27 protein-coding genes and 1 other RNA gene are annotated in these 24556 nt (G+C 37.8%); 13 read left to right on the top strand and 15 right to left on the bottom strand.

The genetic code is table 11. From position 1 onward, the window contains the following. Window positions 1-7 precede the first annotated feature (7 nt). The 5 genes from KIP84_RS13315 to KIP84_RS13295 form a co-directional block, all read right to left on the bottom strand. The gene (locus KIP84_RS13315; RefSeq protein ID WP_213688709.1) at window positions 8-1117 is read right to left on the bottom strand and encodes an META and DUF4377 domain-containing protein; all 1110 of its coding nucleotides are present in this window, start codon (window positions 1115-1117) and stop codon (window positions 8-10) included. Between the two features lie 168 nt (window positions 1118-1285). Next, the gene (locus tag KIP84_RS13310) at window positions 1286-2062 is read right to left on the bottom strand and encodes a class III extradiol ring-cleavage dioxygenase (RefSeq protein ID WP_213688708.1); all 777 of its coding nucleotides are present in this window, start codon (window positions 2060-2062) and stop codon (window positions 1286-1288) included. 112 nt (window positions 2063-2174) lie between these two features. Then, window positions 2175-2654 (bottom strand): 23S rRNA (pseudouridine(1915)-N(3))-methyltransferase RlmH, encoded by a 480-nt coding sequence (rlmH, locus tag KIP84_RS13305; protein ID WP_002117775.1) that lies wholly within the window; start codon window positions 2652-2654, stop codon window positions 2175-2177. A gap of 306 nt (window positions 2655-2960) precedes the next feature. Continuing rightward, complete coding sequence (lon, locus tag KIP84_RS13300; protein WP_002117591.1) at window positions 2961-5390, bottom strand: endopeptidase La; 2430 nt, start codon at window positions 5388-5390, stop codon at window positions 2961-2963. Window positions 5391-5833: 443 nt separating this feature from the next. After that, window positions 5834-6418, bottom strand: a complete 585-nt coding sequence (locus KIP84_RS13295) for a 5-formyltetrahydrofolate cyclo-ligase (RefSeq protein ID WP_205668716.1) — start codon at window positions 6416-6418, stop codon at window positions 5834-5836. Window positions 6419-6657: 239 nt separating this feature from the next. Here KIP84_RS13295 and KIP84_RS13290 point away from each other — a divergent pair, with 239 nt between their 5' ends. The 3 genes from KIP84_RS13290 to KIP84_RS13280 all read left to right on the top strand — a co-directional run bounded on the left by KIP84_RS13290 (window position 6658) and on the right by KIP84_RS13280 (window position 7645). Then, window positions 6658-6999 (top strand): hypothetical protein, encoded by a 342-nt coding sequence (locus tag KIP84_RS13290; protein ID WP_213688707.1) that lies wholly within the window; start codon window positions 6658-6660, stop codon window positions 6997-6999. 118 nt (window positions 7000-7117) lie between these two features. Next, a complete protein-coding gene (locus tag KIP84_RS13285; RefSeq protein WP_002117788.1) occupies window positions 7118-7231 on the top strand; it encodes a hypothetical protein in 114 nt (37 codons plus the stop codon). Between the two features lie 93 nt (window positions 7232-7324). Then, window positions 7325-7645 (top strand): hypothetical protein, encoded by a 321-nt coding sequence (locus KIP84_RS13280; RefSeq protein WP_104075169.1) that lies wholly within the window; start codon window positions 7325-7327, stop codon window positions 7643-7645. A gap of 141 nt (window positions 7646-7786) precedes the next feature. Here KIP84_RS13280 and ssrS read toward each other — a convergent pair. From ssrS to KIP84_RS13265, 3 genes are all read right to left on the bottom strand, one after another. Continuing rightward, a non-coding RNA gene (gene ssrS, locus KIP84_RS13275) (6S RNA) lies at window positions 7787-7971 on the bottom strand. A gap of 192 nt (window positions 7972-8163) precedes the next feature. Further along, window positions 8164-8448, bottom strand: a complete 285-nt coding sequence (locus tag KIP84_RS13270) for a cell division protein ZapA (RefSeq protein WP_005070547.1) — start codon at window positions 8446-8448, stop codon at window positions 8164-8166. Next, on the bottom strand, window positions 8445-9005 hold the full coding sequence (locus KIP84_RS13265; RefSeq protein WP_002117619.1) for a hypothetical protein: 561 nt from the start codon (window positions 9003-9005) through the stop codon (window positions 8445-8447). The genes KIP84_RS13270 and KIP84_RS13265 overlap by 4 nt, the downstream gene beginning before the upstream one ends. 64 nt (window positions 9006-9069) lie before the next feature. Here KIP84_RS13265 and KIP84_RS13260 point away from each other — a divergent pair, with 64 nt between their 5' ends. From KIP84_RS13260 to KIP84_RS13240, 5 genes are all read left to right on the top strand, one after another. Then, window positions 9070-9699, top strand: coding sequence for a UPF0149 family protein (locus KIP84_RS13260; RefSeq protein WP_104075170.1), 630 nt, complete (start codon window positions 9070-9072; stop codon window positions 9697-9699). Between the two features lie 67 nt (window positions 9700-9766). Next, window positions 9767-11089 (top strand): Xaa-Pro aminopeptidase, encoded by a 1323-nt coding sequence (gene pepP / locus KIP84_RS13255; protein WP_213688706.1) that lies wholly within the window; start codon window positions 9767-9769, stop codon window positions 11087-11089. Between the two features lie 31 nt (window positions 11090-11120). After that, window positions 11121-12329, top strand: a complete 1209-nt coding sequence (gene ubiH / locus KIP84_RS13250) for a 2-octaprenyl-6-methoxyphenyl hydroxylase (protein ID WP_213688705.1) — start codon at window positions 11121-11123, stop codon at window positions 12327-12329. Then, on the top strand, window positions 12326-13558 hold the full coding sequence (locus tag KIP84_RS13245) for an FAD-dependent monooxygenase (RefSeq protein ID WP_213688704.1): 1233 nt from the start codon (window positions 12326-12328) through the stop codon (window positions 13556-13558). Before ubiH ends, KIP84_RS13245 begins: the two co-directional genes overlap by 4 nt. Before the next feature lie 207 nt (window positions 13559-13765). Continuing rightward, entirely contained in the window at window positions 13766-14017 is a 252-nt protein-coding gene (locus KIP84_RS13240; RefSeq protein WP_002117665.1) for a hypothetical protein, read from the top strand. Between the two features lie 38 nt (window positions 14018-14055). Here KIP84_RS13240 and KIP84_RS13235 read toward each other — a convergent pair whose 3' ends face one another. Continuing rightward, window positions 14056-14457: a Cd(II)/Pb(II)-responsive transcriptional regulator gene (locus tag KIP84_RS13235; protein ID WP_017398653.1), complete on the bottom strand. Its 402-nt coding sequence runs from the start codon at window positions 14455-14457 to the stop codon at window positions 14056-14058. A 65-nt stretch (window positions 14458-14522) separates the two neighbouring features. Here KIP84_RS13235 and KIP84_RS13230 point away from each other — a divergent pair, with 65 nt between their 5' ends. Next, the gene (locus KIP84_RS13230) at window positions 14523-15164 is read left to right on the top strand and encodes a cation diffusion facilitator family transporter (RefSeq protein WP_213688703.1); all 642 of its coding nucleotides are present in this window, start codon (window positions 14523-14525) and stop codon (window positions 15162-15164) included. Window positions 15165-15220: 56 nt separating this feature from the next. On the opposite strand, the gene KIP84_RS13225 is transcribed toward KIP84_RS13230, so the two are convergent. Beyond that, a complete protein-coding gene (locus tag KIP84_RS13225) occupies window positions 15221-15823 on the bottom strand; it encodes a LysE/ArgO family amino acid transporter (protein WP_199111953.1) in 603 nt (200 codons plus the stop codon). Window positions 15824-15928: 105 nt separating this feature from the next. Between KIP84_RS13225 and KIP84_RS13220 the strand changes: the two genes are divergently transcribed. Then, window positions 15929-16819 carry a LysR family transcriptional regulator ArgP gene (locus KIP84_RS13220; RefSeq protein WP_213688702.1) on the top strand — a complete coding sequence of 297 codons (891 nt, stop codon included), beginning with the start codon at window positions 15929-15931 and terminating at the stop codon, window positions 16817-16819. Window positions 16820-16836: 17 nt separating this feature from the next. On the opposite strand, the gene KIP84_RS13215 is transcribed toward KIP84_RS13220, so the two are convergent. Then, a complete protein-coding gene (locus KIP84_RS13215) occupies window positions 16837-17208 on the bottom strand; it encodes a hypothetical protein (RefSeq protein ID WP_033848665.1) in 372 nt (123 codons plus the stop codon). Window positions 17209-17298: 90 nt separating this feature from the next. Beyond that, window positions 17299-18135: a 16S rRNA (cytidine(1402)-2'-O)-methyltransferase gene (gene rsmI / locus KIP84_RS13210; RefSeq protein WP_213688701.1), complete on the bottom strand. Its 837-nt coding sequence runs from the start codon at window positions 18133-18135 to the stop codon at window positions 17299-17301. 209 nt (window positions 18136-18344) lie between these two features. Between rsmI and KIP84_RS13205 the strand changes: the two genes are divergently transcribed. From KIP84_RS13205 to KIP84_RS13195, 3 genes are all read left to right on the top strand, one after another. Beyond that, window positions 18345-18746 carry a YraN family protein gene (locus tag KIP84_RS13205; protein ID WP_005070523.1) on the top strand — a complete coding sequence of 134 codons (402 nt, stop codon included), beginning with the start codon at window positions 18345-18347 and terminating at the stop codon, window positions 18744-18746. Between the two features lie 79 nt (window positions 18747-18825). Continuing rightward, window positions 18826-19533 (top strand): BON domain-containing protein, encoded by a 708-nt coding sequence (locus KIP84_RS13200; RefSeq protein ID WP_063098350.1) that lies wholly within the window; start codon window positions 18826-18828, stop codon window positions 19531-19533. A gap of 3 nt (window positions 19534-19536) precedes the next feature. Further along, window positions 19537-20400, top strand: a complete 864-nt coding sequence (locus KIP84_RS13195) for an alpha/beta hydrolase (protein WP_014206106.1) — start codon at window positions 19537-19539, stop codon at window positions 20398-20400. 28 nt (window positions 20401-20428) lie between these two features. Here the strand turns inward: KIP84_RS13195 and nudC are convergent, their stop codons facing one another. The 3 genes from nudC to dnaQ form a co-directional block, all read right to left on the bottom strand. Beyond that, the gene (gene nudC / locus KIP84_RS13190; protein ID WP_213688700.1) at window positions 20429-21172 is read right to left on the bottom strand and encodes an NAD(+) diphosphatase; all 744 of its coding nucleotides are present in this window, start codon (window positions 21170-21172) and stop codon (window positions 20429-20431) included. After that, window positions 21172-22815 (bottom strand): chemotaxis protein, encoded by a 1644-nt coding sequence (locus tag KIP84_RS13185; protein WP_213688699.1) that lies wholly within the window; start codon window positions 22813-22815, stop codon window positions 21172-21174. Before KIP84_RS13185 ends, nudC begins: the two co-directional genes overlap by 1 nt. 130 nt (window positions 22816-22945) lie before the next feature. Further along, window positions 22946-24325, bottom strand: coding sequence for a DNA polymerase III subunit epsilon (gene dnaQ / locus KIP84_RS13180; protein ID WP_213688698.1), 1380 nt, complete (start codon window positions 24323-24325; stop codon window positions 22946-22948). Window positions 24326-24556 lie beyond the last annotated feature (231 nt).

Raw genomic sequence — 24556 nt, 5'->3', positions numbered from 1 at the left:
TAAAAACTTATTTTTTAGGTTTTTTAACTAACTCTTGTTCTACAACCATATCTAATACATCTGCTTGACTAGATTGGTCTGCAGCTGGGTTTTTCACTTCAAAACGTTTTACACGTAAAATTACGCGTTGGTCTGGTTTATGTTCAAAACCTTCGATTTGACCGTAATATAATGACCAGTTTTTATCAGCATAAGTTTTAACGCCTTTGTCATCATATTTAATTTCACGAACTTGCATACAAATTTGTGGCGCAACACCAGTACAAGATTTAGTTTCTGGAGCTACTTCAAGGAAAACTGTTTTTCCTTCAGATTGATATTTTGCTTCAGGTGTCATTTTACCAGTGAAAGTATATTTCTGGCCTTGAGCATCAGATACCGTTAGTGTTGGTTGATCAACGTTTGTGGTATTGAGTTCAAATGGAATCGCACGTTTTTGGAAAAGGCTGCTAGAAAATTGTTCCTGTTTCATTAAAGCAGGTTCACACGCCATCATTGTTGACATTACATCAGCAGTTACGATGGTATTGTTTTCAACTTTCCAAGTTGTTCCTTGGCGGTTACAACCCGTTGCGATTGATAAACGGTCGTTGGTAAAGTTAAGAACGATAGGTTTTTTTGTATTTTCAGGCTGATAAGACCAAGAGTAGTCTGTTAAAGCTTGAGTATTCACTGCTTTTTGACCTTGGAAAATATGCTTTTGACCAATTTTGTCTGTCACGCTTAAAATCACCTGACCATTATTGTTGCTAATTTCGATTGGTAATTTTGCGTCACTAAAGATGCTATTCGACAATTGTTCTTGTTTCATTAAATCATCTTGGCAAGCCATCATTGTTGAAACAAGGTTAGATGTAATAAGTTGATTTTCTTCAACTTTCCAAGTGCCGCCTTGGCCGTTACAGCCCGTATTAATGGCTAATTTACCATTTGCATTAAAGTTAAGAATAAGTGGTTTAGAAGCTTTTATATTTTGGTAAGTCCATGCATATTCACCTAAAGTGGTTGCAAGGTTTTGTTGTTGCTCAGAAACAATTGGAGCAGGAGTATTAGTAACTGTTTGACATGCCATCAAAGAAAAAGGTAATAACGCAAGAATTAAATATTTAATTTTCATTTAAAAACTTCAAGTAAAAAAACAACAGTAATAAGCTTAAAACATTCTTAAAAAAAGAAAATGTAAACATTTGATTGTTTCGGTTTTTAAAATGTATAAGTTTGTAAATTATTCTAATTTTCAACAAAAATAATGGTATACCCCGCAAAACGGGGTATTTCTTAATAATTAATCAAAACGATAGATGTCCATTCCTAATGAACCCATTGTGAAGCTACTATGAACAATCGTAAAGCGATTGCCTGTACCCATAGCAAAAAATAAAGGTGTAAAATGTTCAAGCGTAGGGTGGTTACGTTTCACAAACGGCAGTGATTGCCAGTCTAAAACTCCATCATAATCTTGATGGGAAAGCTTATTAACGACAGTATTTCTAAAAGTCGAGGCCCATTCAGGAACTTTAGAGTTGTCTCCTTGCCAAGATAACTCTGCAAGATTATGTGTAATACTTCCCGAACCAATGAGTAAAATTTGTTTGTCACGTAAAGGGGCGAGTGTTTGCCCTATACGATAAATTTCTTGTGCACTTAAATTTGATGGCAATGAAATTTCGACCACAGGAATGTCTGCATCTGGATACATATGCAATAAAGGCATCCATACACCATGATCACGAGGACGTGTACTATTGGCATGTGCAACAAAGTGAGCATCGGCCAATAATTTTAAGATTTCTTCTGCTAATGCTGGTTCACCAGGCGCACTGTAGCGAATTTCATATAACTCTTTAGGAAAGCCGCGGAAGTCATGCCATGTTTCAGGACGAGTCGAAATGCTCACTTCAAGTGCTTTACTTTCCCAGTGCGCAGACATCACAATGATTGCCTTAGGTATAGGAAGATTGGTGCCTAAACGGTGTAGAGCAGGTCCAACTTGTTCCGGGTCAAGTGCAAGCATGGGCGAGCCATGGGAAATAAACAGTCCGGGAAGCGTTTGTAGATCCATTTCATTACACCTGAGTTGAAAAGCAGAATAATAGGTATTATGCCAAAATCAGGACATGATAAAAGTATCCAGATTTCAACGGATTGTTCTTAAAATGAAACGTTTGTTCCTTTTATGCACGGTGATAGGGATGATTGTGATTAATACTCATCGCCCGATATAGCTGCTCGATTAATAAAACACGTACTAAAGGATGGGGCATGGTAAGTTTTGAGAGTGACCAATGCCAAGCAGCTGCTTTACGTACTTGATCTGACAAACCATCTGGACCGCCAATCGCAAGTGCTACATCATTACCCTCAAGCATCCATTGTTTCATTGTGTCAGCTAATTTCTCTGTACTCAGTTCCCGACCACCAACTTCTAGAGCAATTAACGTTTCATTCGGTTTTAAAGCATTTAAAATGCTTTCGCCTTCAATTTGGCAATATTTTAAAATATCCGCTTCTGAATCATTCTTACTACGTTTGGCCATAGGTAGTTCAATAACTTGGGTTTGAACAAAAGGTTGGATGCGTTTGAAATAATCTTCAAAACCAGTAAGAACCCAAGCAGGCATTTTTTGACCAATGGTCAGAATACGAATTTTCATGTTATCTATTCATTCAAATACAGCTGGCGCATTATACCTGATGAATGAAAGTATCTGACGATCTAAAAAGCTGGCATAAAAAACGCAGTCCAAAAAACAGTGTTGGACTGCGATCAAATGATCATCTGTCTGGAGTTCAGATGATCATAGAGAATAAAAACAAGGTTATCTATAAAAGAAGAGATAACGAAGAATATTTAAAGTAATTAAATACTCTTATTACCTATTATGAGGATGGTTGGATATTTTTCAATCAAATTGTGTAACAAAAAAAAGAGAGCCGAAGCTCTCTTTTTTTATTTTTAATTAGTGACGTGCTGCTTTTGAGCCTTCCACCGGTTTTACAATCGGTGTTTTAGGTAAAGGCTTTGGCATCGAAACTAATGCTAAAGGTAAGATGTCATCAATACTTTTCACAGCTTTGATTTCCAAACCTTCTTTAACATTCGCAGGAATTTCTGCTAAGTCACGAACGTTATCTTGAGGAATAAAGACAAGCTTGATTCCACCGCGGTGTGCTGCAAGAAGTTTTTCTTTTAAGCCACCAATACGCATTGCACGACCACCTAAGCTTGTTTCACCAGTCATTGCAATATCAGGACGAATTGCAATACCTGTAAATGCTGATACAAGCGCAGTTGTTAATGCTAAACCAGCAGATGGACCATCTTTTGGTGTTGCACCTTCGGGTAAGTGAACGTGTACATCAGTTTCTTCAAAACGAGAAGCTTCAATACCTAATTCATCGGCACGTGTACGCACTAAAGTCATTGCTGTAGTAATAGATTCTTTCATTACGTCACCCAGTGAACCGGTTGTAATGAATTTACCTTTACCTTTAACAGCTGCAACTTCAATAGTAAGTAACTCACCACCTACAGATGTCCAAGCTAGACCATTTACACGTCCTACTTGTGCTTCATCTTCTGCGATACCAAAGTCAAACTTATGTGGACCTAAGTATTCTGGAAGATTGGCAGAAGTCACATCAAGTTGTAAGTTTTTAGACTTTTTACTTACTGCTTCTTTTACCACTTTACGCGCAATTTTAGACACTTCACGTTCTAAACTACGTACACCAGCTTCACGTGTGTAGCGTTGAACAATGTCACGGATCGCTTCTTCATGAATTGTTAACTCTTTTGGACGTAGACCATTGTTCTTAATTGCTTTTGGAACAAGGTAACGTTCAGCAATGTTAACTTTTTCATCTTCGGTATAACCCGGTAGACGAATAACTTCCATACGGTCAAGCAAGGCTTCTGGAATATTCATACTGTTTGCAGTACAGATGAACATCACTTCAGATAGGTCAAGATCAAGATCTAAATAGTGATCGTTGAACTTGCTGTTTTGTGATGGATCTAATACTTCAAGCAAAGCAGAAGCAGGATCGCCACGGTAGTCTTGCGCCATCTTGTCAATTTCGTCGAGTAAGAACAATGGATTCTTCACGCCAACTTTTGTTAAAGATTGCACAATTTTACCTGGCATCGCACCAATATAAGTACGACGGTGACCACGAATTTCAGCTTCGTCACGTACACCACCAAGTGCCATACGAACAAATTCACGACCTGTTGCTTTCGCGACAGACTCACCAAGTGAAGTTTTACCTACACCAGGAGGGCCTACTAAACATAGAATCGGACCTTTGAGCTTTTTAACACGCGACTGAACAGCTAGGTATTCAACAATACGGTCTTTTACGTCATCTAAGCCGTAGTGATCTGTATCGAGAATTTCCTGTGCTTTCGCAAGGTTGATACTCACTTTGCTCGCTTTATTCCACGGCGTATCTAAAATTACTTCTAGATAGTTACGTACAACAGCTGCTTCACTAGACGCTGGTTGCATTGCTTTAAGCTTACGGAACTCAGCTTCAGCTTTTTTACGTACGTGTTCAGGTAAATCAGCTTCAGCAAGACGTTTCTCTATTTCAGCAACGTCATCTTCAGCACCGCCATTCATGTCAGAAAGTTCACGTTGAATGACTTTCATTTTTTCATTTAGAAAGTATTCACGTTGATTTTTTTCCATTTGGCGTTTTACGCTGTCATGCAAAGTTTGTTCAATTTGCTGTTCAGCAGATTGATTTACCAAGTAGCTCATAAGCTCTTGCAAATGTGCTTCAAACTCATCGTGCTCTAAAAACTTCTGTTTAATTTCAATATTTAGAGGCACACGTGTTGCTACAAAGAACATGAGTTGTAGCAAGTCTTCAATTTTATTAGCCGCAGCAACGAGTTCGCGTGCATTACGTAATTTTGCTTCAGCATATTGAGCAAATAAAGTACGCAACTCTTGCAAACGAGTTTCTTGAGTAGCTTTATCTACGTTAATTGTCATTGGACTTAAGCTGTGTTCAGCAGTCAAATGGCTATCTTCATCGATAATCTTTTCAAGTTTAGAGCGATGTAAACCTTCAATAAGTACTTTAATGCAGTTTTCATCATTCTCATGATTTACGACTTGAACAATCTTAGCGACAGTTCCGTACTGATAAAGGTTATCGTGATCAATTTCTTCTGTAAGCGAATCTTTTTGCGCAACTACAAATACTAAATTGTCACTGTTACGAGCCACATCAACTGCATTGATCGATTTTTCACGACCCACGAATAACGCAATTTGCATGTGTGGGTAAACCACAACATCACGTAACGCTAAAAGTGGTAATACACTTGGAACCTGAGGCTCTAAGTCAGTTTTTTCATTCATAATAAGTTCAGACATGGGCACTCCTAATGAGTGACAACGATGTTGCCATGTTTTTTATAGTGATGTGTATTTCAAAAATTACAAGGGCCTCTCTATAGAAAATGTGGAAAAAATGACTAATTTAGTCAACTTTTTTATTAAAATATTATGAATCAACGGATTAATTCTTAAGAAGAATAAAATTTTGTAGAAAGGATAGGTAATTTAGCTTAATAATTATGAAATATTCATATAGTAAAAAAGACGTTTGGATGGAAAACAACCATTTTCTTATGTCATTTGTCGGCATTGTATAATTAACAATAATGCAAAACTTATTTAATATTGAACATTAAATAGCCGTGTTACTATAAGTTGGTAAATCGGTCTGTCACGTAGAAGTAACCATCCTTAGGGTGGTTACTTTTATGATTTTAGGGGCATTAAAAACTTAAGACTAATTTTATTTTCTATAAATATTATCTTTTAAAATAATAAACACGTTGAGGTGTGAGCAAAGCATCTAATGGCTGATCCCAGCTCTGACGTTTTAAAGTATGTTCGATAAATTGAAATGGGTGAGCTAACCCTAAACGATAAGGTTTGTGTTTTGCACTTGCCAGGGTACGATCATAATAACCACCTCCCATGCCAATACGCGTACCATATCGATCACATGCCAGAAGTGGCATGATCAATAAATCAAGTGATGAAACATGTTTTGCTCTAGTGGCCATCGGTTCTTTCATTCCCAATGGGTGATGTGAAAAACGTCGGTTTATATATTGGTTTTTAGATATTTTTACCCAGACTAAACGCTGGTTCATAGAACAAATCATCGGCAAATAAACTTGTTTATTCTTTTTAAAACATAATTCTATGAGAAGCTCTGTGTGAACTTCTCCAAAGGCATGCAAATATAAACCAATTTTTTTGGAAGAATGAAAAATAGGCAGGGTATTTAAATGATGAAGAACATTAAGCTGAGCTTGTTTTTGCTCAAATGAACTTAAAGAACGTCTTTTAGATCTTAAGTTTTTTCTAATAAAGCTGAGTTCATTCATGTATAAATCTAACTAAGATTAAAGATCAGTCGTGCAAAATTATACCTATTTTTCGACAGCTTTATGGAAATAGAAGGGTAATTCGAAAATAACTTAAATTGGTTGGACCAATAGTCATAAATTGATCTGATCTATATGTTTAACTATTAAAAATTCTATTTCTTTACGTATTGTCAGTATTTCTTTACATTTAATAAGGTTAAGTATTTTTAAAAGATTAATGCAGAATTGTTAAGCCTATGAAGTTGAAAGTTTTAACCATTACAATAAGTGTTGGTCTGCTACTTGCTGGATGTACGAAACAAGCCGAACCTGAAGCGGCGGAAGTAGATTATAAAGCTCAATTTGAAGAATCAGATCGTAAAATAGGAGAGTTTTTAGATCAACTAGATAACCCGAATACACCTCAAGAAGTTAAAGTCAAAATCTTATGTCATGACTATCCAGAAGTTTATAAGACCCAATATATGCCTGCCTTAATAAAAATTTCGCCTAAACCTTATACCGAAGAGAAATTATTATCGGATTTGAAAAGTGCGACTGATTACTACAAAGATGCCTTTGCTATTAGGTGTAATTAATAAATTCATTGATGTTTTAATTCTCAAAAAATGCAACAAATGTGAATTGTTTGGCGATATTGAGTTGTGGTAAGTTTAATTTTGTTTTGTTTATAACTGCTAATTGGGGGTTCTCGATATGGAAATCTTGAAATTCTTACAGAGTTTTAATACGGTCGGTACATATTTAACGATCGCTTCAACCGTTTTAGTAGGTCTAATTATTTATTTTTATGTGATTAATCCAGCATAAAAACCTTTAAAGGAAATAGGGATCAATTTCCTATTTCTTTGTTAAAAATAAAAGTCTGTAATTAATTTAAAGCTATAAAAATAAGGTAGGTATATGAAATTTAAATTATTTTTTCTTAGTTTTTTAGCTTTTGGCTGTTATGCCGATGAAAGTGTAAATGAACCCGAAATTTGTAATGTGGTGAAGAAAGTTTCTTATACTGTCATGGAAGCGCGTCAACAAAAAGTCCCATCTGAAGACTTGCAGCATATAGCGAATAGTCTTGAAGATCCAAAGGCAAAACAACTTTATCAAGATTTAATTACTTCTGCTTACTCAACCAAAGTATTCAAGACCAGCTTCTTTAAAAGAAAAGCGATAGAAGATTTTCAAACAGCTTGGTATCAAGAATGCCTGAGTAGAAAAGAAAAGTAATTTTGAATGCAGAGACTCATTCATCTCTAAAATAATAACGTTATGCATTATTGAATGCTTGAGAAAAATATCGTACCGACAGGTCTGTATTAAAAGGCAAATTGAAATAAATTTTTGGAATTTTATTATTTAATTAAAAATAAATGCTCCGAAGATGCCGCTGCATGTGTCGTTACCCTGAACCCGATGAGTTCAAGGTGGACGCGACGTATACTTGCTGGGTTTCCTACTCGAAGGTAGGCATACACTCTAAATATACAGAACGCAATCCATAAGTTTAAGTATCGGCAGGGGAATAGACCCGCTGGCGAACATCCCAGAGATAGCTTAAGTATAACCGATCTGACTATGTTGGCAATCACTTGAGTCTATGGAACTGTAAACTTAGTTTGCGTTTGATGAAGCTTTGTACATTGAACGTGGATAAAACGATATTCAACCGTAATGGGTAGTCAAAAATAAAAAAGCCTTGCATCTATGATTTATAGAGCAAGGCATTTTGTGGTAATCAAAGCTTGTTAAATAACCTGTTCCACATCTTCTAAAATCGTTTGCAGTAGGCGTTCACAGTGAGTGTATTCCTGTAAAGATTTATTAAGACTCAGCACTTCTTGAGTTAACTGTAGAGCGACCATAATGACTAGTTTGTTGTGCTCAACACGTGGGGCACTACGGCGCATGTCATTAAATTTCTCATTGAGAAGTTGTGCAGCGCGTTCAAGTTCATCTTTTTTATCTGAGGTAGTCGCGAGTCTAAAAGTCTGCTCAATTAGCCTAAGCTCTACCATGACTTGTTCACTCATGATTGGATCTCCTCACCAGTTTCAGCATTAGGATGGGCAAGTTGCTGGATTTCTTGAGCGTGTTGATCTTGAGCAGTGCCTAAAATTCCTAAACGCTGAATAATGGCTTCAACTTTTGATTTGGCAAGCTCATTTTTTTGTAACAAACGGTCACGATCTTGTTGTAAATCATGCAACTCTTGTTGGGTTTGACGCTGGTGGGCTTGTAACTTCTCTTTTGCAACACGTAATTCATTTCGTTCTGCAAGAATTTCTTGAAAACGATTTTTTAAATCAGTCGTACTTTTTTCTAATCGGCTATAACGTTCGGCAAGTGTGTTAGCATCTTGATTCAACTGTTGAAATTGGCCTTTTAACTGAGAAAGTTGCTCAGTTACCGACTCAATTTCCTCTTGTTTTTTAGTGATAATACTATTTTTTTGCACAACTTGTGCGTGATGCTCTGTTTCAGCCAGTTCTTTAGCTTCCGAGAGTGCCGCATGTTCACTCTCTAAATGATGTAAGCGTGTTTTTAAAACGCTAATATGCGCTTGTAGCCGCTGTAATTGTTCTAACATAACGAGGTCGCACAGAATTGCAATCAAAGGTAATATATACAAAGTATAGAGATTGGATAAACGAATGCAAGACGATATTTCAGGCTGGACAGATTGGAACGCTCATTTTGAAGGAATTGAAGAAATTTCAAGCCCTAGTGAGTTACATGGTCTGTTAACAGGTATTGTTTGTGTGACAGAAGCGCCTACGCGTGAAGAATGGTCACAAATTTTAACAACCCTTAATGTGCCAGAGTTAAGTCAAGATGCTTTAGCGCTTTTGACTGACGAAGCAGAAGATGTGGTTCATGCTTTATCTGAAGATGAATTAGATTATCTACCAATGCTTCCAGATGATGAACATCTACTTCAAGAGCGTGTGCAAGCATTATCTGATTGGTGTGCGGGTGTTGTGTTAGGTTTTGGTTTGGCATCGGGTCATGTTCGTAGTGATGAGCGTGAATTGATTGAACACCTTCAAGATGTTGCAGCAGTTGAATTTGAAGATTCTGACAATGATGAGGAAGGTGAAAGCAGTTACGAAGAATTGTATGAATTTGTACGCTTGATCCCTGTAAGCTTGTCGATTGGTAGAAAAAAAATCACTGTAGCTGAAAGTTCTTTATTGAAAAACTTTCATGCAAAAAGTAAAAATGCTGCTCTAGGTACAGATCAGAATATTGTAGAAATGTTCACACCACATCGTCCAAGCTAATTGAGGCGATGTGTTATTGGTTGTATTTTATTTTTTGACTTTAAAATTCTAAATCAAGTAGATCATTATGAAATTGCCTCAAGCTGATTTTCAACATCGTAGAGACCGTTTAGCAGAAAAAATGGGTCCTAACAGTATTGCAATTATTGCAACGCGTGAGGAGATGTACCGTAATCGTGATGCGGATTATAAATTCCGTGCCGATAGTAGTTTTTTCTATTTGACAGGCTTTGCTGAGCCTGAGGCAGTTGCAGTTATTGAAACTTTTGAGGATGTAACTGATTATAGCTATAGTCTTTTTTGCCGTGAACGTAACCGCGAGATGGAAATCTGGAATGGTTACCGTGCCGGAATTGACGGTGCAATCGAAGACTATGATGCAGATGAAGCCTATGCAATTGATCTGCTTGATGAAGAAATTATTGAAAAGTTATTAAATAAAGAACGTCTTTATTATCGGATTGGGCAAAATGCTGCGTTTGATGCACGAGTGAGTCAGTGGATTAAAAAAGCAGATGCTGAGCATCGACATCAGGGTGCTCCGGCTCAACTGATTCAGCTCGACCGTATTGTTGATGAAATGCGTTTAATCAAGTCACCACAAGAACTTGAGCTGATGCAAGTTGCTTCAAAAATTAGTGCTAAGGCACATACCCGCGCGATGCAAATGGTGCGTCCAGGTATGATGGAATACGCGCTAGAAGCCGAACTCAATTATATTTTCGGGCAAAATGGCTGTGTCCCATCTTATAACAGTATTGTTGGTGGTGGGGCTAATGCCTGTATTTTGCACTATGTTGAAAATAACCAACCTCTTAAAGACGGTGATTTAGTCTTAATTGATGCGGCATGTGAATATGAGTTCTATGCCTCAGATATTACCCGTACTTTTCCGGTCAATGGTAAGTTTAGTGCTGAACAAAAAGCATTATATGAAGTTGTATTGGCTTCTCAATATGCGGCGATTGATGCAGTACGCATTGGTAATTCGTACCGTGAGCCTCATGAAGTAGCCGTTAAAATTTTAAGCGAAGGCCTAATTGAGTTAGGTTTGCTCAAAGGTGATATTAACGAACTTATCGAAACCGAAGCATACCGTCAGTTTTATATGCATGGTACAGGCCATTGGTTAGGAATGGATGTACATGATGTCGGGTCTTACAAAAAAGGTGAAGACTGGCGTCAATATGAAGAAGGTATGGTCGTTACCGTTGAACCAGGGCTATACATTGCACCAGACGATGAAACTGTAGATAAAAAATGGCGTGGTATTGGTATTCGTATTGAAGATGATGTGGTCGCAACATCAAAAGGTCCGCGAGTTTTAACTGCTGATGTAGTTAAAAATATTGCAGATATTGAACATTTAATGGCGCAAGCTAAATCATAATTAAACGTATTCGCCAAAGGAGCACAACTCGATGCAACAACAAGTGATTATTGTAGGTGGGGGAATGGTTGGACTTAGCCTTTCACTCATGCTGGCGAAGGCTAATATTGCAGTAAAGCTGTTAGAAGCTGTGAAATACCCAAACTATGATGATCAAAATGTTGCCCCTTATCATTCCAGTTTCGATGCGCGTAATACGGCTTTATCGCGTCGTAGCGTCCAGATTTATCAGAAGCTGGGGTTATGGGATGCATTACAGCAGCACGCGACTCCAATTCTACAAGTTCACATTACTGAACAAGGCAGTTTTGGTAAGGCACGATTAATTGCAGAACAAGAAAAAGTCGAAAGCTTTGGGCAGGTGATTGAAAATGCTTGGTTGGGTCGTGTTTTATTGACTCAAGTACGTCAGCAGCCTTTGATTGAGCTGATTGATGGCGTTCAAGTGACTGCTTTAACTCAAGATGCTGAGCAAGTACATATTGAGGCCAAGCGTGGTGATGAAGTTTTAAAGCTTGAGTCAAAATTATTAATTGCGGCTGATGGACGTGATTCTTTTTGTCGTCAGGCAATTGGTGTCGGTGTTGATGTTCATGATTATGATCAGGTTGCAATTGTCACCACGGTTCAGACATCAAAACAGCATGAGCATGTTGGTTTTGAGCGTTTTAGTGCATTAGGTCCTTTAGCGTTGTTGCCTTTACCGGGTGAATATCGCCGTTCGGTTGTATGGCCTGTTAAAAAAGGCACTGAAAGTGAGTGGTTAGGCGATGAAAATGATCAGCATTTCTTAAGTGCTTTACAACAAACTTACGGTGACCGAGCTGGTAAATTTGAAAAAACCGGCAAACGCTTTAGTTATCCGCTTTCACAAGTGCTCGCACATAAACAAGCTGTAGGTCGTGTTATTTTGATGGGTAATGCAGCGCATACAATCCATCCTGTTGCAGGACAAGGTTTTAACCTATGTCTACGTGATGCGGATGTTTTAGTACGGTATTTAGTGAACCAGCTAACCGCTTCTGACGATATCGGTAACCCAGATAATTTACTGGCTTATGAACAAGCTCGTTTGTCAGATCAACAACGAGTGATTAAGTTCTGTGACACCGTGGTTCGTGGTTTTAGTAACCAAAATCCATTATTAAAATTAATTCGTAATACGGGATTAATTGCATTTGATTTCATTCCAGGTGTTAAACCACTGGTAGCGAACTATGCAATGGGGCTAAAAGCATGAGTGAAGTGTTAGATGTTGTCATTGTTGGTGGTGGACTGGTTGGTGGTTTAACAGCTTTATTACTTGCGCAAGGTGGTGTACAGCCTACTGTGCTTGATGCTGCTCCTATACTGGATGTTGAAAAAACACTAAGTGTGATGAACCCGCGTGTTTTAGCACTGAGCCAAGCGACCATTCATTTACTTAAAACTGTCAATGTTTGGGATGATCTAGCACGTCAAATGCCATATACAGGCATGCAAGTGTGGAATCTGAATGGCTATGGTGAAATTAATTTCGGCCATGAGTCTGTACAAAGACCAATGCCAGAACGGTCCTTAGGTTCTATGGTTGAGCCAAGTGTATTGAATGTTGCTATTCAACAAAAAATGCTTGAGCAGTTAACAGATTATCGCACTCAAGTTCGCGTGACTCGCATTGAGCAGGGCGTTGGGTGTTGGCATATTGAATTGGCAGATGGCACGACACTTAAAACAAAACTGCTGATTGGGGCAGATGGTGCCAATTCATTTGTACGTGAACAAGCCTTTATTGACCTAGATGTCTTAGATTACAAGCAAGCAGCGATTAGTTGTGCCATTAAAACATCTAAACCCCACAATCATGTTGCTCGTCAAATTTTCTTACCTACAGGGCCTTTAGCCTATTTACCGATGGCTAGTCTTGAAGAAAGTGAAAATGGCTACTGGCAGTCAATTGTCTGGACACTACCTGATGATTATGCCGATGAATATTCTGCTTTAACTGATCATGAGTTTATGCAGCTTTTAACCCGAGAAAGCCAACATATGTTGGGTGAAGTATTAGATGTACGTTCAAGAGCCCAATTCCCGCTCAAAGCGCGCGCTGCAAAACAGTATGTGAAAGCTGGTTTAGCTTTAATTGGGGATGCAGCACATGTTATCCATCCACTTGCTGGACAAGGCGTAAATATTGGTTGTTTAGATGCAGCTGTACTCTGTGATGCATTACTACATGACTTGGCGCGTGGCGTATGGGCAAATGAACAGACATTGTTGCGTTATGAGCATCGTCGTAAAGGCGAAAATGACGCAATGATGCATAGCATGTCAGCAATTGGCTGGTTGGAAAGTAGTGAGCTATTTCCATTTATCTGGGCTCGGAATGTGGGACTCAAGCAAGTTGAACAAATTTCCTTCTTAAAAGAGCGTTTTATGCAACAAGCAAACGGTTTAGGGGCTTTACAAAACACCCAGTATAGTCGTTAAAATAATTACGAAGTTTATGCTCTACTGGTCTAAATAAATATCAGTAGATATTTTTTAAACAATCATTTATATATCATTACCAATTGGGTTGAAAAAGATACACATTTGACCAATTTGGCTCTTTGCTAAATGCAAAGAGATTGCTAAATTTCTGAGGTCTTAGGACCATAGCGATGATGCAATAGAAATCATTCTGGGGAGTGAAAAATGTCAGATATCAATGATTATGAAGATGCAGAAGATTCTGCTGTAGATGAAGATGAAGCGAAGGCAGCTGAAAGCGGTGCAGCTGATGAAGAAGCAAGCAGTATTAATGATACTGATATTGCTGAGGCAGAAACACTGACTGTGACTGCTAAGCAAAAACAGCGCCAAGCGCTGGAAGATGAAGTTGCCGCATTTTTAGCTCGCGGGGGGAGAATTACTGAAGTTCCTCCAGATGAACATAGCGACCATTAATCCTAAAAAGCATCACATGAGTGATGCTTTTTTTATTTTTAAGGTGCGTTTTGAAGTTCTTTCAAAATCCCGCATTCATCTACTGTTCGGTTGGTAGAGCAGTGCTGTTTTAAATCAATCAAAGATTCTTTTAAAAGTAATAATCGTTCGATTTTTTCTGATACTTCTTTTAAGTATTTATCGACTAAATTATCAATTTCTGTGCAGGCCTGTTTAGGCTGAGTTTTCATTTCTTTTAATGTTTTAATATCACTTAGTGAAATATCTAATTCACGGCAATGCTTAATAAATAAAAGGTCTGCAAGTGTTTGTTCGGTGTAAACACGATAATTATTTTCTGAACGTTGGATGCGATCAAGTACACCTACTTTTTCGTAATAACGGATCGTATCAATTGGAATATCCGCTTTTTTTGATAATTGACCAATAGAAAGACTCATAAGACTTGACTCTGGAGCTACTCAAGGGTTTCTAATCACTATAAAAGAGTTTTTGAGGAAATAAAATGGCTGGATGTGGTTGTGCTTCAACATGTTCTCCTTCAAAGAAAGTGAGTCCACGTTTTAGAAAAGCGTTATGGATTGCACTTGTGATCAATGCCTTAATGTTTGTGGTGGAAATATTGGGAGGTTATAAGGCCCAATCTGTTTCACTTTGGGCAGATGCATTGGACTTCGCCGGAGATGCAGCAAACTATGCATTATCTTTAGTCGTTCTTTCGATGAGTTTATATTGGCGTGCGACAGCGGCACTACTTAAAGGAATAACGATGGCGGCTTTCGGCGTTTTTGTCATTGCGAAAGTGATCTGGTCGTATTTTTATGGTGTTTCACCCGAACCAATGGTGATGGGGACAATTGGTGTAATGGCTCTAATTGCTAACGTTTCTGTGGCACTTATGCTTTATGCATTTCGTGATGGAGATGCCAATATGCGCTCTGTTTGGTTGTGCAGTAGAAATGACTCAATTGCCAATATTGCTGTAATTTTAGCGGCGGTTGGGGTATTTGGAACAGGCAGTATATTTCCTGATTTGATTGTTGCCTTTGTGATTGCATACTTGGGTATATCTTCTGGCTATGCTGTTATAAAACAGTCACAACAAGAAAGAAAACAGGCAAGAGTTATAGTTGCCAGTGAAGCGTAATACTCAAGAGTAATAAAAAAAGGATCTTTTATATGATCCTTTTTTATTTTAAGCCGTTAAAACAAGAGGGTTATAGCGATACTCCACATAACGCAACCAATAATGAAATCTAAAATTTTCCAAGCTTTGGGATTGGTAAATAGTGGCTTTAATAATCTTGCACCATAGCCCAGACTAAAAAAGAAAACCCAAGAGGCAAGAATGCTGCCCAAAGCAAAACTCACTTTATCTTCAAGCTGAGTTGCAACTGAACCAATCAGAACAATAGTGTCTAAATAGACATGAGGATTAAGCCAAGTAAAGGCAAGACAGGTCACTAATGCTTGAGTTAATGTTTGTTTTTGACTGCTATCAAGGTCCATATTTTGGGTAGTCTTAAATGCAGCATAAAATGCTTTGGCACCGTAAACTAATAAAAACGTTGCCCCTAAATATTTAGCTACGGTAATTAAGATAGGTGATGCAGTCATGATTTCTGCAAAACCTAATACACCACAGGCAATTAAAATTGAGTCGGACAGGGCGCAGATTAAACACAACCAAAATACATATTGCTGTTTAAGTCCTTGTTTTAGGACAAAAGCATTTTGAGCTCCAATTGCTACGATAAGCCCACTGCCAATACCGAAACCTTTAAAAAATATACTAAGAGAGAACATAACAATAAGGTGAAAAAATCAGATGTGGGAATTATCTGACTTTTTATTAAGAAATAAGTAAAATTAAGAATATTTAGGTTTAGCTAAAAAAAATTTAGGCTTGATATGTTAGATAGCAAACAATGTGAAGCCTTTCTTGCAGTTGCAGAATTGGGAAGTTTTGATGCTGCAGGGGAGCATTTATATATTACACCCTCGGCAGTGTCCTTACGCGTACAGGCTTTAGAAAAGTATTTAGGACAAATTCTAATTATACGGGGGCGCCCGTGTGTGCTCACTCAAGCAGGGCAAACTTTATTACAACATTTACGTCATACGAGGTTAATGGAGCAAAATTTATTACAAGGTTTGATGGGAAAATCATCAGAATCTGAATTTTATAAAATTGCTCTAGCTTCAAATGCAGATTCATTAGCTACTTGGCTTTTACCAAATATTCAGCAAACGCTTTTTAAAGAAAAAATAGTATTAGAACTAAAAATTGATGATCAATCGCATACGCATACTTTATTAGAAACAGGACAAGTCAACGCATGTATCTCAGCAGAAGAACAGGTCATGTCAGGTTGTTTAGCTCAACCACTAGGAAAAATGCGTTATAAAATGTTGGCCTCTGCTGAATTTGTAAATAAATGGTTCAGTGCTGGAGTGAATAGAGACGCATTAAGAAAAGCACCAGCAGTTATTTTTAATCATAAAGACTTAATGCATTCAGAGGTTCTATTAAAAGGATACGGTTTACCGATGCAAAGTTATCCTTATAGTTTTATTCCAGCAACAGATGCTTTCGTCAAAGCAATTCAATTAGGTTTAGGCTATGGCATGGTGCCCGAGTTGCAGGTTCAGCCACTACTCGAAAATGGAACACTTGTTGATATTATGCCTGAAGCCGAACTTGATGTTCCTTTATATTGGCACCATTGGAAAAGGCAGTCTAAACAGTTAGATGCCCTGACAGAGACTATTGTCGAGTCAGCAAAACGCATATTGAGATAGTTTCAGAGGTTTCTTTTTTAATGAAGATTTGAAATATGCTGAATATAAAACTCTATATCTTGTGCTGAGTAACCTAAAAGTTGTCCAATTCTTCGTTCAAGCTCTATGCATTTTTCAAAATTAGTTTCTTTAAATAAAGTTTCAATACACATCATGAGTTCATTTAAATCTGCTAAAGCTGCATCTTTATAGATCAGCATAATTGAAAAGGGTAAAGGTAGAGAAGTTTCAATATCTTTACTCAGCATTGATAAAGTACCTTGTTCGAGATGCTTTAAAAAACTGATAGGTAGGATTTCATAGAAATAAGCGATAGATTTCTCGCCTGAAAGTAATAATTCTAGCTCTTGTCCTTCATGAGGGCCAAGTTTGCCCATTTGTTCAGTCATATTAGTACTCTTATTCTTATATCTTATTATGCAAAATTAACAGATGGTGATGACAAATAGTCTGTGTCATCACCATATCTAATTAAAAAATTAAGATTGAGTTAACTCAAGCGCACGTTGATAAGCGACTTTCTTCTTAATTCCTGTTAAATCAGCAGCCAGTTGAGATGCCGCTTTAACAGATAAATCTTGAAGTAAGCGCTTTAAAAGCTCATCTAGTTTTTCTTGTTCCAGATCTGTCTTTTCTGGTGCACCACCAACCACAAGAACAATTTCGCCTTTTTCTTGATTGTGATCATTTTCTATAAAACTGACCAAATCTTTTAAAGTCATTTTTTTGATGGTTTCAAAAGTTTTGGTAATTTCACGTGCGAAACCTACAGGACGGTTTTCACCAAATACCTCAGCCATATTTTTTACACATTCTAAAATACGGTGTGGTGCTTCATAGAAAATTAAGGTCTGAGTTTCATTTTTGAGTTTTTCTAATTGAGAAATACGTTGAGAAGCTTTTGATGGCAAAAATCCTTCAAAACTAAAACGATCGCTCGGTAGACCTACTGCACTTAGAGCGGCAATTGCAGCACATGCGCCAGGCACAGGAACAACTTTAATGCCATGTTCTTGAGCAGCTCGAACTAACTTAAAACCAGGGTCACTAATAAGCGGCGTACCTGCATCACTAATTAAAGCAACATTGTCGCCCGCAAGTAATCTTTGAACTAACTGCTCAATTTTATTGCTTTCATTGTGATCATGACATGCAGTAAGTTGAGTCGATATATTATAGTGCTTAAATAATTGTGCTGATTGACGTGTATCTTCGGCAGCTACAAGAGAAACTGATTTTAAAATATCAATTGCACGGAAAGTCATATCATCTAAGTGCCCGATTGGGGTGGCTACAACGAATAACTGAGCACTCATTTGGTTTTACTCCGTACAGATAAACAATTTTAATGGGGTAGTTTACCCGAAATTATGATTTGGGCGTGAACAATGTCTGCCAACCTTTGCTTTTCCAAAATGATCTGATTTTCATTTGTTCAATTTAAATCAGAAAGTACGGGTAGATTTAACGAAATAATTTAAGCATCAAAATATGTGGTGCTACTTTTAATTTGTGGAAGATAAGAATGCTATTAGCGCAGCAGTTGGGGAAATGGGCAGAGCAAACGGCTTTAAACCTGTTACAAAAGCAGAACTATGTATGGGTAACCAGTAATTACCATTCACGCCGTGGTGAAGTGGATTTAATTGTTAAAAGAGGGCAAGAGCTTGTTTTTGTTGAGGTAAAGGCGCGTACTATAGGAAATTATGGACAGGCTTGCGAAATGGTGACAAGAACAAAGCAGAAGAAAATTATTAAAACCGCGATGCGTTTTTTACAGCGCTACCCATCTTATCAGGATTTTTATTGTCGTTTTGATGTGATTTGTTTTGATTTTCCACAGAAAATTGCAAAAACAGTACAGCAAGACTTTTCAAATTTCCATTATGATCTGCAATGGATCGAAAATGCATTTACTTTGGATTAAGAGTTCATTACTCTTTTGAGCAAATTAAAACCGATGTTTTATGATCAAGCCAAGAAGAGATTGATAGGAGTCTGGTGGAGTGTTGAAACGTATTGCTGTAACAGCGCTTTGTGTCGCAAGTTTGTCAGGTTGCGCAAGTTTTATTTCTGGTGGAACAGGTACAGCTCCAGTCGGAACAGATAGTGGTGTACGTAGCTTAGGTCAGGTATTCATTGATTCTTCAATTAAACGTACAGCGAATATTAACCTCTATAAGCTTGATCAGCGTTTTAAACAATCTCGTATTAATATCGAAAGTTTCCATAGCACAGTATTGTTAACTGGTCAGGTGCCAGACCCTTACTTGAAACAGCTAGCAGAAGACAATGTTAAAGCCATGAGTGATGTCAAAGCTGTACATAACTACATTACCGTGGGTAATAAGGTCAGCTATAACACGATCATGCAAGATGCTGGTGTAACTGCAAATACACGTGCTCTATTAATGAAAGCGCCAGTTGTATCGGACAGTAAAGTACTTGTCCATACTGAAGATGGTGTTTTATATGTGATGGGCCGTTTAAATACAGCTGAAATTAATGATTTAAATAATGTGCTTCAAAATGTTGGTAACGTGACCAAAATTGTGACACTCATTGATAACGTTGATTTAGCACCTGCGCCAGCAGCGAGCACTACTAGTGCAACGACTACACCAATTATTAATAACGTCATTGCTCAACCAACAGTTCAAACTCCTGTTGCAATTGATCCTGACCAAACAGATCCAGCTTCGAATGCACAGTAATATATGAATCTGATTGAACAACTACAAAGTAAAATTGAACAGGCGCGAACTCTTTATAAAGAGTTCCGCCTTTATGATTTGGGGAGTTTTGCTTTAAACCGGTTTACGCCAAAAGATGGTTTTGAACAGGTCGCAAATGTACGTTATGGTCTAAAGCCGCGTCACCGTTTGGATATTTACCGATCTGTTAAAAAACTAGCACATCAGCCCCTTATTGTTTTTGTACATGGTGGTGCTTGGCAACATGGTAATAAGCGAGATTATCTTTTTATTGGTGAAACGTTTGCTAAAGAAGGCTATGACGTTGCAGTTATCAACTATCAATTAGCTCCTAAAAATATTTTTCCGAGTTTTGTTGATGACTTGACACAGGCACTGAATTATTTACATCAAAACCAAGACAAACTAGAAATTTCTACAGAGAATGTTGTGCTTATGGGACATTCGGCAGGGGCATTTAATGTAATGTCTGCTGTTTATCACCCAACGCCAAATCCTATTCAATGTTTAGGAAATATTAAGGCGATTTTCGGTTTAGCTGGACCTTATCATTTTGATTATAAGGGTGACCCACTAGCTGAAGATGCTTTTGATCAAAGTATTTCTTATCAAGAGGTGATGCCATACTATTTCGTCAATCAAAATAGTATTAAACATTACTTGCTCATGGCTGAAAATGATCAGCTTGTCGGCAAAGAGAATACATTGGATTTGGATCGGGCTTTAAGACAGAGTGGAAATCACAGCCATATCGCTGTGATTCCTAAAACTGGACATATTACAATTTTGGCCAGTCTTTCTAGCTTTATCAGCCACTATTTCAGAACGAAAAGAACGATCTTACATTTTCTTGAAGAAGTGTTTTAAACGAGGGTCTCGTTTAAAACACGGTAGATTACCCAGCGTGGGTAATCTGCATAATCATTGAATGAGCAATACTTCCTTTAAACGGAATCTCAGGTAATTGATCAATTTTGAAGAACTGTGCATCTGCAATTTCTTCTTCTTGAAGCTTAATTTCACCCGACTCATATTCTGCCCGAAATGCAACCATAAGGTTACTCGGGAATGGCCAAGGCTGACTTGACATATACTGAATATTTTTGAGTTTTAAACCGATTTCTTCAAAGGCTTCACGTTGTACTGCTTCTTCAAGTGTTTCGCCCACCTCAACAAAACCTGCAATCAAACCATACATATTGGTTTTGTTATGAACTGACTTAGCCAGCAAGATTTCATCATCACCACGAGTAATGACGGTAATAATGCAAGGGTTTACACGAGGATATTGGTGGTAGCCACAAGAAGGGCATACCATTGCATATTCGGTTGGATGAACTTCTGTCGGATGTCCACAGTGGCTACAAAACTTATGGTTACGTCGCCATTCAAGTAATTGAACAGCACGGCTCGCTTGCAAAAACTGTTCTTTCGACCAGCTGGTAATAAGCTGACGAATTGGGACAAGTTGTAAGCCTTCGGGGATAGGTTCCTCAGCAAGCAAGTCACGTGCAATGACCTGCTCATCATGAGTGAAAAGTAAATCACTTGCTAACTTTTCGACTTTGGGTAGTTGGAGATTCTGGTCAACCAATAATTGTTGATGATGGAAAATATAAGCAAGTGATAATTCAGACATTAAGCTGCCTTTTTTTGAAGTTGTTGACTACTCGACAATGCTACATTAAACATGGATTGTAGAACAGGTTGTTTATTTTTTAAATTGTCAACTAACATGTCAATGCCTGCTAATACGTTAAAAATACAGTGAATTTGGTCTGTATTAAAAGGTTGGCTTTGTTCAAGTTGCTCTTGAACAAATTGGGCAGTTTGGAGTAAAGCATGTTGTTGAGTCGTACTTCCTAAAAATTCGGCTGCACCCGCTAACTCTTTTAATGAACCTGCAATCGCTTCAATATTTTGTGTCTGGTCATTGGCATACAAAGTAAGACTTTGGCAGATAAAATCAATTAAATTTTTTGTCTCAGTAAGCAAAGCTTGGTGAGCTTCATCAAGACGATCTAAAGAAATAGCCGTATTATTCACGCTAAGTTGTAGACGATTTGACGTGTAATTGCGTACCAAAATACCAATTGAGTTCATGGCAGATAAAATACTGTTCATTAGCTGCTGAGCATAGTTTTCGTCACTTAAAATGTTAAGTTGACTTAAACTGCTGGCTTGTTGAGAAAGCGCAGATGCGGCTTCATCAAGGTTTAGGAGTTTAAAGGTATGAGCCAGTTGTAAAAGGCTCGCTTGTAGTTGCTGTGCTTTTTCAGGCGACATATTTTGGTAGTTGTATTCAATATCGTTTCGTACCTTATTCATTTCATCCAATATCAATTGGCTGACAGTGTGCATCGTGTCGAAGTCAGGACCAAAAAGATGGCGACTTAAAACAAGTAATTGAGTGTCAGTTGGAGTTTCATCACCAATATGAAGTTGATTACGAATATGGTGAGAAATCTCATCTTCTTGAGCAATAACAATACTTAAAATATCTGCGAATGCCGCTAAATTAGGTTCAAAACTTTCGGGTACTGCCAAAAATAGAGCAATATGACTTTCAATATTAATCAGTACACGTAGGCGTGAATCATTTAAAAGTAGGTCATCAATATGGTTAAAAGTGTAATTGACGAGCTGCCAATATTTTTGGCTTGGCTGAGTGTTCGCCATGCTGACCAAATAGGTTGCAATAAGTTTAAAGGCTTGAAAATTCTGAGCTGAGGCTGTCTTTTTTAAAAATTGGTGTAAAGATAGTTTGTATAGTTGATGGATGAACTGAGTTTTTTCACTAATTAATATTTCAGGCAAGGGTAGTTCAAGCGAAGTATTTGCAAGTAAAGGAACAATAGCTTGTCCCGATGTAGTTAGAGGCTTATTTAAAGCCAATTCTAAATTATTTAAAGTCGTAAGAAGAAATTGTGGAACTTGTATTTCACGCAAACAGATAAATTCAATATAGCGCTTTACCATGGTCGTGCCTTCGCTTAGGGCAACGACATCATCTGTATTAATTTGGGCTGGATTCGCAATAATTTTTTGCATCAACTCAGTCGAATATTGAGTGATTTTTGCAAGATAAGGAACATCAATTAAACGTAGAACTTGAGTGCATTGTTTAAACTGTTCTAATGCATCATCAATACCAAAAGGGAGAGTTTGTTCTTCAATTAAGGTACTTACCGCACCTTCTACCAGTTTTATTGAACGATCAATTTCATGTTTAATGATGAGTAAAGCTGTTGGATCGAAATGAATCGACGTATGCTCAGACATAAACGTTCCCCTTTGCAAAAAAATCAAGTGTTATATTCGTAGTGCTCAATAATTTGAGCTAAAAATCTATGCGACTAATATAACTTAACTTACAAAGGGGAAACGCTAAAAACACTAAAGAATCAAAAATTTATTTTGCAAAAAGGCAAGGTTCTCCGTGTTTTTCCTCATATTCTTTGACCCAAGTCTCATGTGTGTTTAACTCTTCATCTGAAGGGTAAATTACAGGGAGGTCAACTTGAACTCTGCTTCTATTGGTTGTTTGCTGGCTATTTTCACTCTGAGATAAGGCATCTATATCAAAAGAAACCTGACCACCAGTCATTGCCAAGTAAACATCAGCAAGAATTTCAGCATCGAGTAATGCGCCGTGGAAAGTACGGTCACGTGCTGGAATTTCATAACGTCTTACAAGCGCATCAAGGGAGTTTTTTTGCCCCGGATGTTTGTTTTTCGCTAAAGCTAAAGTATCCGTTACCTCACATACTTCAGAAAGTGCAGGAAGCCCTACGCGTTTAAACTCCATATCAAGGAAGTTCATATCGAAGGTCGCGTTATGGGCAATAATCTCTGCACCTTTGAGATAGTCAAATAAGGTGTCAGCAATGTCCGCATAGAGCGGTTTATCTTTTAAGAAATCATCACTGATACCGTGGATGTTTTCTGAGTCTCCCACTGGTTTTTGTGGGTTAATATAAATATGAATCGAGCTACCCGTAAGTTTACGGTTAATCATCTCAATCGCGCCCACCTCAATAATGCGGTCGCCATCTTGGAAATAAAAACCAGTAGTTTCCGTATCGAGAATGAGTTGTCGAGGACCTTGTAATTTTAATTTGGCTTCGGTCACAACGATTTGAGGATGAATGTTATTGGTTGGCTGCTTACTTTCTTGTTCGGCAGTTTCAACTTCAATAATTTCTTCTTCCACAATAATCATCTCAACTTCTTCAGATGCTTCAAGATGAATATTTTCTTCTTCTGTTGCGTCAGCCAGATCAAACCCGAAAGGGTCGTCTAGTAACCAGTCCTGTTCAGGCTTTTTTATATCTTGCGATACAGTGGCAGACTGTAGTTGCTTGAGTTCTTTCGCAGTTTTGTCTGCACCTAAATTAGCAAGCTGGTCTGCCATTTCATTGCCAGGGTGTCCTGCGTGGCCTTTAATCCAGTTCCACTCAATATTTCTACCTGCACAGACAGCATCTAATTTCTGCCAAAGGTCAGGATTTTTTACATCTTTCCAGTTTTTCTTTTTCCAGCCATGAATCCACTCAGTAATACCTTGCTTCACATAATTTGAATCTGTCCAGATAATCAAATGTGCATCGGCTGGGCAAAATGAAACACCTTCAATGGCAGCAGTAAGTTCCATACGGTTATTGGTCGTATCAGGTTCACCGCCAAATAATTTATGTTCACCCTGCTCGGTAATGACATATGCGCCCCAACCACCTAAACCCGGATTGCCACGACATGCACCATCAACATACAGTGTGATTGTTTGAGACATAAATCGAAACCTAAACTAAAAGAAAAAGAACTGAATATGGTGTATTGTATACGCAAAAAGTTCGGTTCCATCGTATCAAAGCAAGGTTTTTTTAATTTCTTGTAACATTTCCATGCAAATGACATTAAATTATTGCCTTGTCTATCTTGCATGCTTTACTACAATGGCATCGAAGACCTAGGGTTTGTGGGCAGACCCCAAAAAAATATTACGCGAGTTGTTTGGAAGTTT

The sequence above is a fragment of the Acinetobacter sp. BHS4 genome, assembly GCF_018454425.1.
Taxonomy (GTDB): Bacteria; Pseudomonadota; Gammaproteobacteria; order Pseudomonadales; family Moraxellaceae; genus Acinetobacter; species Acinetobacter pittii.
This window is presented reverse-complemented; position numbering and strand designations above follow the sequence as displayed.